Annotated in this window: 11 protein-coding genes; 6 read left to right on the top strand and 5 right to left on the bottom strand. The window is 63.1% G+C overall.

From position 1 onward, the window contains the following. The first annotated feature begins 17 nt into the window (after positions 1–17). From ACUXUR_RS09700 to ACUXUR_RS09685, 4 genes are read left to right on the top strand one after another with little or no spacing between them, the layout of a single operon-like run. Positions 18–1028 carry an ABC transporter permease subunit gene (locus ACUXUR_RS09700; protein WP_445502139.1) on the top strand — a complete coding sequence of 337 codons (1011 nt, stop codon included), beginning with the start codon at positions 18–20 and terminating at the stop codon, positions 1026–1028. Then, positions 1025–1936, top strand: a complete 912-nt coding sequence (locus tag ACUXUR_RS09695) for an ABC transporter permease subunit (RefSeq protein ID WP_445502138.1) — start codon at positions 1025–1027, stop codon at positions 1934–1936. Before ACUXUR_RS09700 ends, ACUXUR_RS09695 begins: the two co-directional genes overlap by 4 nt. Before the next feature lie 2 nt (positions 1937–1938). Next, positions 1939–2955: an ABC transporter ATP-binding protein gene (locus tag ACUXUR_RS09690; protein ID WP_445502137.1), complete on the top strand. Its 1017-nt coding sequence runs from the start codon at positions 1939–1941 to the stop codon at positions 2953–2955. Then, positions 2952–3935: a peptide ABC transporter ATP-binding protein gene (locus tag ACUXUR_RS09685; protein ID WP_445502136.1), complete on the top strand. Its 984-nt coding sequence runs from the start codon at positions 2952–2954 to the stop codon at positions 3933–3935. Before ACUXUR_RS09690 ends, ACUXUR_RS09685 begins: the two co-directional genes overlap by 4 nt. An 809-nt stretch (positions 3936–4744) precedes the next feature. Here the strand turns inward: ACUXUR_RS09685 and ACUXUR_RS09680 are convergent. Further along, positions 4745–6769, bottom strand: coding sequence for an AI-2E family transporter (locus tag ACUXUR_RS09680; protein WP_445502135.1), 2025 nt, complete (start codon positions 6767–6769; stop codon positions 4745–4747). A gap of 182 nt (positions 6770–6951) precedes the next feature. Here ACUXUR_RS09680 and ACUXUR_RS09675 point away from each other — a divergent pair, with 182 nt between their 5' ends. Next, on the top strand, positions 6952–7731 hold the full coding sequence (locus tag ACUXUR_RS09675; protein ID WP_445502134.1) for a dienelactone hydrolase family protein: 780 nt from the start codon (positions 6952–6954) through the stop codon (positions 7729–7731). Positions 7732–7779: 48 nt separating this feature from the next. Then, positions 7780–9849 (top strand): M3 family metallopeptidase, encoded by a 2070-nt coding sequence (locus ACUXUR_RS09670; protein WP_445502133.1) that lies wholly within the window; start codon positions 7780–7782, stop codon positions 9847–9849. Positions 9850–9867: 18 nt separating this feature from the next. Here the strand turns inward: ACUXUR_RS09670 and ACUXUR_RS09665 are convergent, their stop codons facing one another. From ACUXUR_RS09665 to ACUXUR_RS09650, 4 genes are all read right to left on the bottom strand, one after another. Next, positions 9868–10065, bottom strand: coding sequence for a hypothetical protein (locus tag ACUXUR_RS09665; RefSeq protein ID WP_445502132.1), 198 nt, complete (start codon positions 10063–10065; stop codon positions 9868–9870). 83 nt (positions 10066–10148) lie between these two features. Then, positions 10149–11159: an aldose epimerase family protein gene (locus ACUXUR_RS09660; protein WP_445502131.1), complete on the bottom strand. Its 1011-nt coding sequence runs from the start codon at positions 11157–11159 to the stop codon at positions 10149–10151. A 4-nt stretch (positions 11160–11163) separates the two neighbouring features. Next, positions 11164–12045, bottom strand: coding sequence for an SMP-30/gluconolactonase/LRE family protein (locus ACUXUR_RS09655; protein WP_445502130.1), 882 nt, complete (start codon positions 12043–12045; stop codon positions 11164–11166). A 77-nt stretch (positions 12046–12122) separates the two neighbouring features. Then, positions 12123–13316 (bottom strand): amidase, encoded by a 1194-nt coding sequence (locus ACUXUR_RS09650; RefSeq protein WP_445502129.1) that lies wholly within the window; start codon positions 13314–13316, stop codon positions 12123–12125. Between the last annotated feature and the right edge of the window lie 148 nt (positions 13317–13464).

Genomic DNA, 13464 nt, shown 5'->3' with positions numbered 1-13464 from the left:
CTTTTTACGTTCAGACGATGCTCAGATTCATTTTAACCCGCGTCAGCCTGATCATTCCGACCTTCATCGGAATCACGCTGCTTGCCTTCTTCCTGATCCGCCTCGTGCCGGGCGACCCGATCGAAACCCTCGCGGGCGAGCGCGGCATCGACCCCGCACGCCACGAGCAACTGCTCAAGGAATACGGCCTCGATAAGCCCGTCTTCGTTCAATACGGGATCTATCTTTCCCGTGTCCTGCAAGGCGATCTCGGCAAGTCGATGATCACGCAGGAGCCGGTCCTGAGCGAGTTCAAGGCCCTGTTTCCGGCGACCATCGAGCTGGCGCTCTGCGCCATTCTCTTCGCGCTGATCCTCGGCCTGCCCGCGGGAATCATCGCGGCGCTCCGACGAAATTCGATCTTCGATCATGGTGTGATGGGCATATCGCTCACCGGCTATTCCATGCCGATCTTCTGGTGGGGCCTCATTCTCATCCTGATCTTCTCGGTGCAGTTCGACCTCACCCCGGTCTCCGGCCGCATCGATGTCCTGTATTATATCGAGCCGATCACCGGCTTTCTGCTGATCGATACGCTCCTATCCGACGAGGAAGGCGCATTCTGGTCGGCTGTCCAGCATCTGATCCTGCCGACCATCGTGCTCGGCACGGTGCCGCTCGCCGTGATCGCGCGCATGACCCGCTCCGCGATGCTGGAAGTCCTCGGTGAGGATTACATCCGCACCGCCAAGGCCAAAGGTCTTTCACGCTTCCGCATCGTCGCCCTGCACGCACTGCGCAACGCCCTCATCCCGGTCGTCACCGTGATCGGCCTGCAGATCGGCGTGCTGTTTACCGGCGCGATCCTCACCGAGACCATCTTCTCCTGGCCGGGTGTGGGCAAATGGCTCATCGACGCCATCTTCCGCCGCGATTATCCCGTTCTGCAGGGCGGCGCTCTGCTGCTCGGCGTCGTGGTGATGAGCGTGAACCTTCTCGTCGACCTTGCCTACGGCCTCATCAATCCTCGCATCAGGCATACGCGATGACCACTGAAACCATGGAAGCTCCGGCCGTCGTAGTTCCGACGGCCACCCCTCCCCACCCGCTGCGCGAATTCTGGGGCTATTTCAGCGCCAATCATGGCGCCGTCGCCGGTCTCGTGATCATCGTGGCCGTGGTGCTCATCGCGCTCCTGGCGGATGTGATCGCTCCGCACGATCCGAACATCACCAACACCGCCCTCGCCCTGAAGCCCCCGTTCTGGCAGCACGGCGGCTCGATCGCCTACCCGCTCGGCACGGATCCCATCGGTCGCGACATCCTCTCACGTCTGATCTACGGCGCGCGCCTGTCGCTTCTCATCGGCATCGTCGTCGTGGCAATTTCCATCGCGCTCGGCACCGTGCTCGGCCTCGTCGCCGGTTTCTTCCGGGGCCTGACCGAGATTTTCATCATGCGCCTGATGGACATCGTCCTCACGCTGCCGAGCCTCCTGCTCGCCATCGTGATCGTGGCGGTGTTGGGCCCTGGCCTCATGAACGCGATGCTCGCCGTCGCCCTCGTGATTTTGCCGCATTACGTGCGCCTTGCACGCGCAGCGGTGATCACGGAAACCTCCAAGGACTACGTGATGGCGGCCCGCGTGAGCGGTGCCGGAACGACCCGTCTGATGTTCAAGGAAGTGCTTCCGAACTGCACGGCCCCCCTGATCGTGCAGGCTTCGCTCGGCATCTCCACCGCGATCCTCGACGCTGCGGCTCTGGGCTTCCTCGGCCTCGGCGCGCAGCCGCCGTCGCCGGAATGGGGCACCATGCTGGCCGATGCCCGCGAGTTCGTGCTCCGTGCCTGGTGGGTCGTGACCTTCCCCGGTCTTGCGATCCTCGTCACGGTGCTTGCCTTCAATCTTCTGGGCGACGGTCTTCGCGACGCCCTGGATCCCAAACTGAAGCGCTGATCATGGCTCTTGTCGAAATTGAAAATCTGTCGGTCGAATTTCCGACCCAAGGCGGCATCATGCGTGCCGTGGACGGCGTCAGCCTCAAGCTCGAAGAGGGCGAGGTTCTCGGCGTCGTGGGCGAATCCGGTTCCGGCAAAAGCGTGACGATGCTGGCCCTCATGGGCCTCATCCCCTTCCCCGGCCGCGTGAAGGCGGACAAACTCACCTTCAACGGCCGCGATCTCCTGACGATCTCCGAGCGCGAGCGGCGCAAGCTCACGGGCAAGGACGTCGCCATGATCTTCCAGGAGCCCATGACGAGCCTGAATCCGTCCTTCACCGTCGGGTTCCAGCTCACGGAGACGCTGCGCCTGCATGAGGGCATGGACCGCAAGGGTGCGCGCCGCCGGGCCATCGAACTGCTCGAGCAGGTGGGCATTCCCTCAGCCGAGAGCCGCCTCTCCGCCTTCCCGCACCAGCTCTCGGGCGGCATGAACCAGCGCGTCATGATCGCGATGGCGATTGCCTGCAATCCGAAGCTCCTGATCGCGGACGAGCCCACCACCGCTCTCGACGTGACGATCCAGGCGCAGATCCTGGACCTGCTCATGACGCTCCAGAAGGAACGCAACATGGGTCTCGTCATGATCACGCACAACATGGGCGTCGTCGCCGACACCGCCCAGCGCGTGATGGTGATGTATGCGGGCCAGATCATGGAGGAGCGCTCCGCGACCGACCTCTTCGCCTCGCCGCAGCATCCCTACACCGCAGCACTTCTCGCAGCGCTCCCCGAGCGCAGCGAAGGCGGACGTCTCGCGACGATCCCCGGCGTGGTGCCCGGCCTCTACGACCGTCCGAAGGGCTGCCTGTTCAGCCCGCGCTGCGCCTATGCCACCGAGCATTCGCGCAATGTGCGGCCCGAGCTGCGTCCCTGGGCCGGCGGCCATATCCGCTGCCATTACCCGCTCGGCGATCCGAGCCGAAACGCCAATATCCAGCACGATCATCCCCTGAAGACGGAGGCCGCGTCGTGAGCGCTCCCGTTGTTGAAGCCAAGGGCCTGAAGCAGATCTACAAGGTCAAGCGCGGGCTGTTCAAAGAACCGGCGGCCCTGCAGGCGGTCGGCGGCATCTCGTTTGCCATCGAGCCCGGCAAGACGCTCGCGGTGGTGGGCGAGTCGGGTTGCGGCAAGTCCACGCTTGCCCGCATGGTGACGCTCATCGAAAAGCCGACGGAGGGACAGCTCTCCCTCGACGGCATCGATGCGGTGAACCCGCCGTCGAACTATGCAAAGGAGCTGCGCCGCATGGTGCAGCTGGTGTTCCAGAATCCTTACGGCTCGCTGAACCCGCGCAAGAAAGTGGGCACGATCCTGGAGGAGCCGCTCGTCATCAACACCAACCTCTCCTCTGCCGAACGCAAGGAGCGGGTGCGCACGATGATGGCGAAGGTGGGCCTACGTCCCGAGCACTACAACCGCTACCCGCACATGTTCTCCGGCGGCCAGCGCCAGCGTATCGCGATTGCGCGCGCGCTGATGCTCTCGCCGAAGCTCGTGGTGGCGGACGAGCCGGTCTCGGCGCTCGACGTGTCGATCCAGGCGCAGGTGCTGAACCTTCTCGCCGATCTGCAGCAGGAGATGGGTCTCGCCTATCTCTTCATCTCGCACGATCTCGGCGTCGTCCGGCACATCGCCCATGACGTGCTCGTCATGTATCTCGGCCACGCGGTCGAGCATGGTCCGAAGGAGAAGATCTACGCCCGTCCGCTGCATCCCTATACGCAGGCGCTTCTCTCCTCCACGCCCGGCATCACCGGCGTGAAACGCAAGCGCATCGTGCTGAAAGGTGAGCTCCCCTCGCCGCTCAACCCGCCGAAGGGCTGCGTGTTCTCGACACGCTGCCCCTATGTGACGGATCGATGCAAGGTGGAGCGCCCACAGCTTCGCGAGCTCGATGGCCGGCAGGTTGCCTGCCACTACGCCGAGAACTTCCTGAAGGAACAGGCGGCTTAACATAAGCCACGAGGCGTCATCCCGGACGGCGTGAGCCGATCCGGGTGGGGTGACTGCCTCTCGTATCATGGCTGTCCCCGGATCAAATCCGGGGATCAGTCCCGGCGCTCCCGTCTTGGGAACCACTGCGCTTTGAAGACGGTGATGACGAGAGGAATCATTCCGACGCTTGAGCCATGATCACCGCACCTCGGCATGGCCGCACCTGATGCGGCCCTCCCCGTCTTGGACCCGCTGAGCCATGAAGACGTGGATCCCCGGCCCGCGGCCGGGGATGACGCGAGAGGCTGCGGCAGGCGGGAGGACGCAGCCGGAACATGTTCTCGCTCTGTTCTTGACAATATGCCTAAACTGAGTTACATCTGCTGCATCCTGACCTGCCGGGGGCGCGCTCGCGAGGCGTCGTAAGCTGCGGGGTCGGGAGCGGTCCCGTGCAGACGCTACACGCAGGCGACTGTGACGGGAGGCCCAGGCTGTGCAAGTCGGGCTCGGATCGGTCACAAGCCGCCCGCAGGTCGAGACGCGACCGCTGCGGTGTCCGCTTGCGGCGGTTGACGGAGCCGGTGCCGCCTGTCCGCCTAAAAGAACCGTGCGCGAGGAGCCGTTCGGTTCCACGCTTCACCTCCCAGATCGAGCCGGACCGCTCCTCGCGCGCCCCTCGACCGCTCACCCTCGGAACGCCACCGGCCCCGAGGCTGCTGCCGCTTGGCTCTTTGACATTCCCCACCGACAGCGCCCGTGTCATCGCCATCTCTCTCCCGTGTTATTCGGGACGAAGCGAAGCAGAGATCGGAGATGGCTTCGTGTGGTTATGCAGGCAGCGGCAGACGCTTTACTGCCGCTGCCTCGCTGGCTGCCTGACCTGTCGTGACGGCTTCAGGCAGTTCTTCCTCCCCGGTGGCAGCCTTCAGACATTGCACCACTGCATCGCGCATGGACGAGACGTAGTAGTCCGCTCCCAATGTCGCGCGCATCGCCTCACTTTTCAAAACCGCATCTTCCGCAGGCCATAGGCCCACGAGAATGGGTGCCTTGGGTGCGTTCTTCCTCAAACGCCGCAGCAGATAGCGCAGATGCGCGGGCGTGCCGCTGATCTCCAGATAGCTGATGCACACCATCTGCACGCCGGTCATATCGAGAATGTGGATCGCCGAGCGTGACACCGCGTCGTGAGGGACGAGACGGCTTCCAAGCCCATGCTTATTCAAGAGCTGCGCCAGCATCTCGGAAGCCGCTTCGTCGAGAGGACCGCGACCTGCGATGCACATGATGGCGCCCTCCGCTTTCCACGCCTCGGAGATCCTATCCTGGTGAGGCATCTCGCTGACGACGGCCGGCTCCTTGATCGCAGGCTTCTCGCTTGGCGGGGACGCCACCGGTTCATCCTCGGTCTCATGCGGCGGCGGTTCGATATCCTCGTGAGAGCCAAGATCCTGCACGAGCGCCCTGATCACATCGCGCACCTGATCGAGCTGGCGATGGGTGAGCACGCCACGTGTCGCGTCATTGGCGGCAAGTTGAAGCCCCTTGAGTGCAACCTCGTCGTAATAGGAAGTGAGTGAACGCTCTTTCAGCAGGACTTCCGCCGAGTCCAGCGCCTCATCGGGGTCGCCGGCGAGCATGCGCTGATAGAGATTTTCCGCCGGCGTCAGAGCAGGCCTGTCGCCAAGCAGCACATCGAGAAATTCGAGCCGCTCCACATGGCGTCCGAGCACCACGAGGCAGAGGGTGAGAGGCGTCGCGATGAGGAGGCCCACCGGACCCCAGAGCCACGTCCAGAAGATCGCCGAGATAACGACGGCGAAAGGCGACAGGCCGGTGCTCTGCCCATAGACAATGGGCTCCACGACCTGCCCCATGACAGGCTCGCCGATCACGAACAAAGCCGCAGCCAAAATCGCCATGGACCAGCCGGGATCGACCGCGGCGGCGAGAAGGATCGGAGGGGCGGCGGCCACGAACGAGCCGATATAGGGCACGAAGCGCATGAGCGCCGCGAAGACGCCCCACAGGGCCGGGCTCGGCACGCCGATCAGCCAGAGGCCGATACCCGCCACCAGGCCGAAGGCCGCGTTCAGCGCAAGCTGAGTGAGGAAGTAGCGGCTCAAGCGTCGCGCGGCATCGTCCATGGCCGCCGTGGTGCGATGCAGGTCGCTTGAGCCGAACAGGCGGATCATGCGGTCACGCAGATCCTCGCGCTGCATGAGAATGAAGACCAGCACCACGAACACGATGCCCATGGTCGCCAGAGGCTCGAGCAGGGGCAGCAGGAAATTGCGCGCGACCTGCGCCGGCGTCGGCTCCGGCTCATGCACCTCCACAGGCATCGGCTTCGGCTCTTCCGGCGCAGGTGCTCCTGCGCTGGGCGAGGCAGGAGACTGTGCTTCCGCAGGCTGCTCTCCCACGGCCTTGTCGAACCGACGGCCGAAATCCCGGAGCATGGCCGGCATCTTGCCCAACGTTCCCTCCCGCAGGGAGCCGATCTTTCTCTCGATCGTGGTCTGATAGCGCGGAATGTCCGAGGCAAGGCCTGCCAGTTGGAACCCGATGAGGCCGCCGAGAGAAACGATGATCCCCAAAGTCACGAGCACCGCGATGATGACCGACGTGACGCGGCCCAGATGCCATCTGCGCATCAGGTCGACGAAGGGGGCGAGCACGAAGGCGAGCAGGATCGCGAGCACCACGGGCAGGAAGACATCCTGCCCCACATAGAGCGCTGCCAGCACGACCACGCCCACGGCCAGGGTCAGCAATCCGGACAGGCCCGGAACGCGGGGAGGCTGAATCTCCGTCTCTGAGGGCGGCGGAACGGGCAAGCGGGCAGGAGGCATCGTTGTTCGGTCTCTGCTGGCAGCGAGGACATCTCGCCGGTCAGCAACCAACGTATGGACCCCGCAAAACGATCCTTGGCCGTTCCGCCTGAGGCAAACTTGAGACCTTTTGCCATCTGGGACCGAGGCTACCCGTCCCCATTTCAATCCTATCCCACGTTTATTCCTGTGAACTTCAGCCCATGTCGCTCACGAGAGGCAGTCTTCTGGTCGGTGCGGCTCTTGCCGCCTCTTCCTCTCTCCATGCCCAACAGGATCAAGTCCCAAAGATGCCGGTGACGGAAAAACGCAACACCTTCACGAGCAGCGGCAAGACCATTGCCGTCGAAACCTTTCAGGCTGCAGGCGACGCAGCCCGCCCTGCCGTGCTCATGCTGCACGGTGCAGATGGGTTGAGCTACAACACAGGGTATCGCCAGGGTGCTCGGGGCGTGGCCGCAGCTGGCTTTCAGGTTCACCTTGTCCATTACCTGGATCGCACGGGCGAAAGGCGGGCTTCCTTCGCCACCCTGTTCCAGAACTTCATGCCCTGGATGAGCACGGTGCAGGATGCGCTGACCTTTGCGTCCAACCACCCTGGAGCGGATGCAGGCCGCATCGGCATCATCGGCATCTCGCTGGGTGCGGCGCTCGGCCTCGCCGTCTCTTCCATAGACCCGCGCGTGAAGACGCTCGTGAACTATTTCGGTCCGCTGCCTGAAGGAGCGATTGCTACCACCTCACGCCTGCCGCCGACCCTGGTTCTGCACGGCTCGGCCGATCCCATCGTGCCGGTGGCGAACGCCTATGCGGTTGAGGCGCTGCTCCGCCAGCAGAACGTGCCGCATGAGGTGAAAGTCTATCCGGGCCAGGGCCACGGCTTCCGGGGAGCAGCGGAAAAGGACGCCATGCAGCGGGCGCTCGCTTTCCTGCGCCGCCATCTGACCGGGACAGACACCGCGCCTCTTCCGATGGACGGTTAAGATCGCTACAACTCGATCAATACGAACTCTCAGCGGAGCATGTCGGCAATGGCATCCAGCGCGAATCTCTCAAGCAATCCTCTTCTTTCCACTTGGAACACACCCTTCACTCTTCCGCCCTTCGAGAGCATTCTTCCTGAGCATTACAAGCCTGCCTTCGATCAAGCATTGGCGGAACAGCAATCCGAAATCGCAACGATTGCCGAGAGCACGGAGGAACCCACCTTCGCCAACACCATCGAGGCTCTGGAACGCAGCGGTGCCACCCTCAAGCGCGTGGGCGGCGTGTTCTTCAATCTCGCAGGCTCGCACACCAACGAGGCGATCCAGGCCATCGAGCGCGAGATGGCGCCGCTCCTCGCCAAGCACCGCAACAGCATTTTCATGAACGAGGCGCTCTACAAGCGCGTCGCCGCTCTCTACGACAAGCGCGAGAGCCTTGGTCTCGATGCGGAGCAGGCTCGCGTCCTCGACCGCTACAACACCATTTTCGTGCGCGCGGGCGCAAAGCTCGGAGCGGAGGAGAAGAAGCGTCTGGCCGCCATCACCGAGCGCCTGGCAAGCCTTGGCACGCAGTTCTCGCAGAATGTCCTGGCGGACGAGAAATCCTATCAGCTCGTGCTCGGGACCGAAGAGGATCTCGCAGGTCTTCCCTCGTTCCTGCGCGAAGCAGCAGCGCAAGCCGCAGAAGAGCGCGGGTTGAGGGGCAAATACGTCATCACCCTGTCGCGCTCCAGCATCGAGCCCTTCCTGCAATTCTCCAAGCGCCGCGACCTTCGCGAGCAGGCTTTCAAGGCCTGGGCCTCGCGTGGCGACAATGGCAACGCCACCGACAACAAGGCCATCATCGCCGAGATGGCGGCTTTGCGCGTTGAGCGCGCGAAGCTCCTGGGCTATGAGACTTTCGCCGATTTCAAGCTCTCCGACACCATGGCGAAGACACCGGATGCCGTGCAGAAGCTCTTGAGCGACGTATGGGCGCCCGCTCGCGCCCGCGCGCAAGAGGAGCGCGACGACCTGCAGGCACTGGCGCAATCTCAAGGCGACAACATCGCCATCGAGCCGTGGGACTGGCGCTTCTATGCGGATCAGGTGCGGATGGCACGCCACAATCTCGATGAGGCAACGATCAAGCCCTACTTCCAGCTCGACCGGATCATCGAGGCTTCCTTCGAGACCGCGCACCGGCTCTTCGGTCTAAGCTTCCAGGAGCTGAAGGATTTTCCGAAGTATCATCCGGACATTCGCGCCTGGCAGGTGCTGGATGCGAACGGCAATCACGTCGGCACCTTCATCGGCGATTATTTCGCCCGCTCATCCAAGCGCAGCGGCGCATGGATGAGCGCCTTCCGTTCTCAGGAAAAGCTCACGGGCGACGTGCGGCCCGTCATCGTGAACGTCATGAATTTCGCGAAAGGCGGCGCGGGCGAGCCCTCGCTCCTGAGCTTCGACGATGCGCGCACGCTCTTCCACGAATTCGGCCATGGCCTGCATGGCCTTCTCTCCAACGTCACCTACCCGCTGCTCGCGGGCACGGCCGTTTCGACCGATTTCGTGGAGCTGCCCTCACAGCTTTACGAGCACTGGCTGTCGCAAGCAGATATCCTCCGTCGCTATGCCACCCATTACCGGACAGGCGAGCCGATTCCGGAGGATTTGCTCGAACGCCTGATGGCTGCACGGAACTTCAATCAGGGCTTTGCCACGGTGGAATACTTGGCCTCGGCCTTCGTCGATCTCGAGCTTCACCGCCGCAGGGACGTGACGGGCCTCGATGTCTCGGCCTTCGAGAAGGAGATTCTGGAGAAGATTGGCATGCCGCGCGAGATCATCATGCGTCATCGCACGCCGCATTTTACCCATGTCTTCGCGGGCGACGGCTATTCCTCGGGCTATTACAGCTATCTCTGGTCGGAGGTGCTGGATGCCGATGCCTTCATGGCTTTCGAAGAAACGGGCGACGCCTTCGACAAGGACATGGCGGAGAAGCTGAAGCGCTTCATCTATTCCGCCGGCAATCTGCGCGACCCGGCGGAGGCCTATACGGCCTTCCGGGGCCGTCTGCCCACGGCGGACGCGCTTCTGGCCAAGCGCGGATTGGCGGCTTTGTGCGAATAGCGGGCGCGAAAGCGCCTGCTAGACCAAAGTAGGAAGGAACTGTTTCATGCGGCGGGTGAAGCGGAAATGCATCCGCACATTTTGCGGCAGGCTTTTCGGCAGAGTTACTTCCTTGGGCTGAGGAGTGGAAGCGGAAGGGCTTGGACGCAGGACGCTCAGGAGGAAAGCCATTCCCTTGGGATCGGTCTCCAGGGCTTTCGCATCGAGCACAGGCATAGGGAGCATTCCCTTCTTGGTTGGTGTTTTTTACGGAACGCAACGCTGCAGGAAAAACGGCCAACTTGTGGCAAAGTTCCCGACTAGATCGAGAACCTGAACTCGCTGACCTGCTCTGAAACCTGCCCCGGATCGAGAATTGACGACGGAAAATGGGCTTTATTGGGGCTATCCGGAAACCGCTGAGGCTCCAGGCAAAGGCCGGCATGACGGCCATATTGCGCGCCGTTAAGGCCTGAAACGGGCATGTTGATGAGATGCCCCGCATAGAACTGGACGCCTGGCTCGGTCGTCCAGAGCTCCATGCTCAGCCCATTCCTCGGAGATCTGACGATTGCCGCCTGACGGAGTAACCCATAAGGGCCGCGCAGCACGTAATTCGTATCGTAGAGGGTGTCGTCATCGATCAACTTGGCGCCGATGGGCCTTGGACTGGTGAAATCGTAGGCCGTGTCCGCTACGGGCCTGATTTCGCCTGTGGGGATGAGATCGGGATGAGTCGGCGTGATGTAATCGGCCGCGAGCATCAGGTGATGGGAGAGAATGTCAGCGCTGCCATCCAGATTGAAATAGCCATGCGTGGTGAGGTTGACCGGCGTCGGACGGTCGGTGATGGCCGTCAATTCGATCCGGACCGTTGCAGAAGGCAGCAGGGTGTAGGTGCAGGTGGCGATCAGGCGCCCCGGATACCCCATGTCTCCGTCTTGGGAGACAAGGCTTAAGGTGACGCTGGACTCACCGTGCCCGACGAGGCTCCAGAGCCGCGTGCCGAAGCCCCTGGAGCCGCCATGAAGCTGATTGGCTCCCTCATTCGCGTCGAGCTTGTAGGTTTCATCGTTCAGCGTGAACCGGGCCCCGCCGATGCGGTTGGCATAGCGCCCCACAATGGCTCCGAAATAGGGTGAGTAGGCGATGTAATCCTCGATGGAGTTCAGCCCCAGCAGCACATTCTGCGGTCCGTTTCCCGTCGGCACGACGAGGTCGCGGATCACGGCCCCCCAGGTCAGCACGCGCATCTCGATCCCGTCGGGACCGGTCAACGTGATCTGCAGGACATCCTCTCCATCGACGGAGCCGAACCGTTCGATCGCCATGATCTCACCCTTCGAAGATGTTGGTCTTCAAGCCTCGGATGCCGCCGGTCTCGACCTTGAAGAGATGGCCTGCCATAGGATCCACATGGGGATCGTGGCCGATGGCGGCGGTGGTGATGTAGAGCGTGGTCAGATCCGGCCCGCCGAAGGCGCATTTCGTGACCTGCGCCGTCGGCACCGGCACAGTCCGCTCCACCGATCCGTCAGGGGCAAAGCGCGTGATGCGCGAGCCACCCCAGTGGCAGGCCCAGACATAGCCTTCCGCATCGACGGCCATGCCGTCGGGATGACCCCAACCTTCCTCGAAACGCACGAAGCGCCGCCGCTCGCCCACCTGGCCTCCGCTCACGTCGAAGGCATAGATCACGCCGTTCACCGTATCGGTGGCATAGAGAATCTGCCCGTCATGACTGAAGGCCGGGCCGTTGGTGACGATGAAGCCGGAATGGAACCGGTTCAGTTCCTTTCCATCCCAACGCCAGAAGGAACCGCTCTCATCCGTCTCCTCATCATGCATGGTGCCGAAATAGATCGCGCCGTCCGGCCCCACATGGCCGTCGTTGATGCGGTTGCCGGGGAGATCTTCTTCGGGCGCAATGATGGGCTCGGCCTCGCCCGTCTTCAGGTTGAAACGGGAAAGGCCTGACTTGAAGCCGGCCACCACGATATCCGGATCGGGAGTGAGCGCGATGAAGCCGATGCGCTCCGGCGCCGCGATGCGCGAATGCTCATTCGTCTCCGGATGGTAGCGCCACACGGCCGGGTTCTTGATGTCGACCCATAACAGGGTGTCGGAGCGCTCGTCCCACACAGGCCCTTCGCCGAGCATGCAGGCGCTTGCCACCACTACATGGGGCATCTGAGGGTGAACGATGGGATTGGTCATGATGTCCCCTATTCAAATCGGGCAGCCCGCCGTCATCCGCACCTGCCGGTAACGAGCACGGGGCGGACGCGGTTCAATCAGGCTAGGCCAGCATCCGCAATTCGCTTGGCCAAGGTCACGAGGCTCAGATCCGAGCCCGCCGGCCCCATGATCGACAGCCCGAACGGTGCGCCAAGGCGCGAAGCGAGTGGGATCGAGACCTGCGGCAGGCCGGAGAGCACCGACAGGCAGAGCAGGTTCAGGGCGTTGTTGCGGTAGTCGTTGAGCGCATCGTCGCTTTCGGAGAGAAGCGGCGCCACATCCGGCATGGTCGGCAGAATCAGCACCGTGTCCTGAGCCAGGAGAGCGCTGAAGCGTGCCCGGAAGGCGCTGCGAATCACCTGTGCCTCGGTCACTTGGGCATCGGTGACGCCGCGGGAGAATTCGAAGCGGTCCGCCACGCCTGGTCCCAGAGGCGGATGGTAACGCTCGATCATCGGCCCGTCGACGCCCCAGGCCTCCCGGCTCTGGATGTAGCGCATGGCCCAATAGAGAGCGGTGAAGCCTTCGGTGGCGACGGTCACATCCTCGGATGTGCCAAGCACCGCCTCGACCCGGCGGACGGCGGGTTCGAGCGCCGCCTTCACCTCTGGCCCCAAAAGGCCGAAGGCATCCCTGGCGAGGAGAATCCTTGGGCTGGCTGACAGGGGATTGCTGTCGGTTCCGAGCATAACCTCGCCCACCCGCACGAAAGTCGCACCGTCGCGGGTGAAATACCCACAGGTGTCGAAGGAGGGTGCGAGATCGTGGCAGAGTTCCAGGCTTACGCGGCCATGGGTGGGGCGAATGCCGAAGAGGCCGCAATGGCTGGCCGGCGCACGCACGGAACCGCCCGTATCGGTCCCGAGGGCGAAATCGCAGAGGCCGTTGGAGACGGCGGCCGCCGAGCCCGAGGACGAGCCGCCGGGAATGCGATCCGGCGCGCCACCGTTCACAGGGGTGCCGAAATGGGCGTTCTTGCCGCTCATGGAGAAGGCAAGCTCGTCCGTGATCGTCTTGCCGACGAGCCGCGCCCCGGCATCGAGAAGCCTTTGCACGATCGGTGCCGTGCGGGTCTTGATCCCGGACATCGCCAGCATGTGGGGCGATCCGCAGCTCGTCGGATAGCCCGCGACATCGAACAGGTCCTTGGCGGCGAAGGTCAGCCCGGAGAGAGGTCCGCTGGCGGCATGAGGCACAGCGGCAGCGGGATAGGGCATGAAGGCGCGGGCGGGATCGGTATCGAGAAGCATGGGATCACAGGGCTTGAGGGAACGAGGGCAGCGAATGTGTCATTCCTCCCCTGGAACAAGCAAGGTATGAATCCGTGAACCTTGGCAGTTTAGGCTTTCTTCAGACCCGGAATGGCCCTACATCCACGCCGACCCCTGGAACAGGAAC

It is taken from the genome of Microvirga medicaginis (genome assembly GCF_052658925.1).
This window is presented reverse-complemented; position numbering and strand designations above follow the sequence as displayed.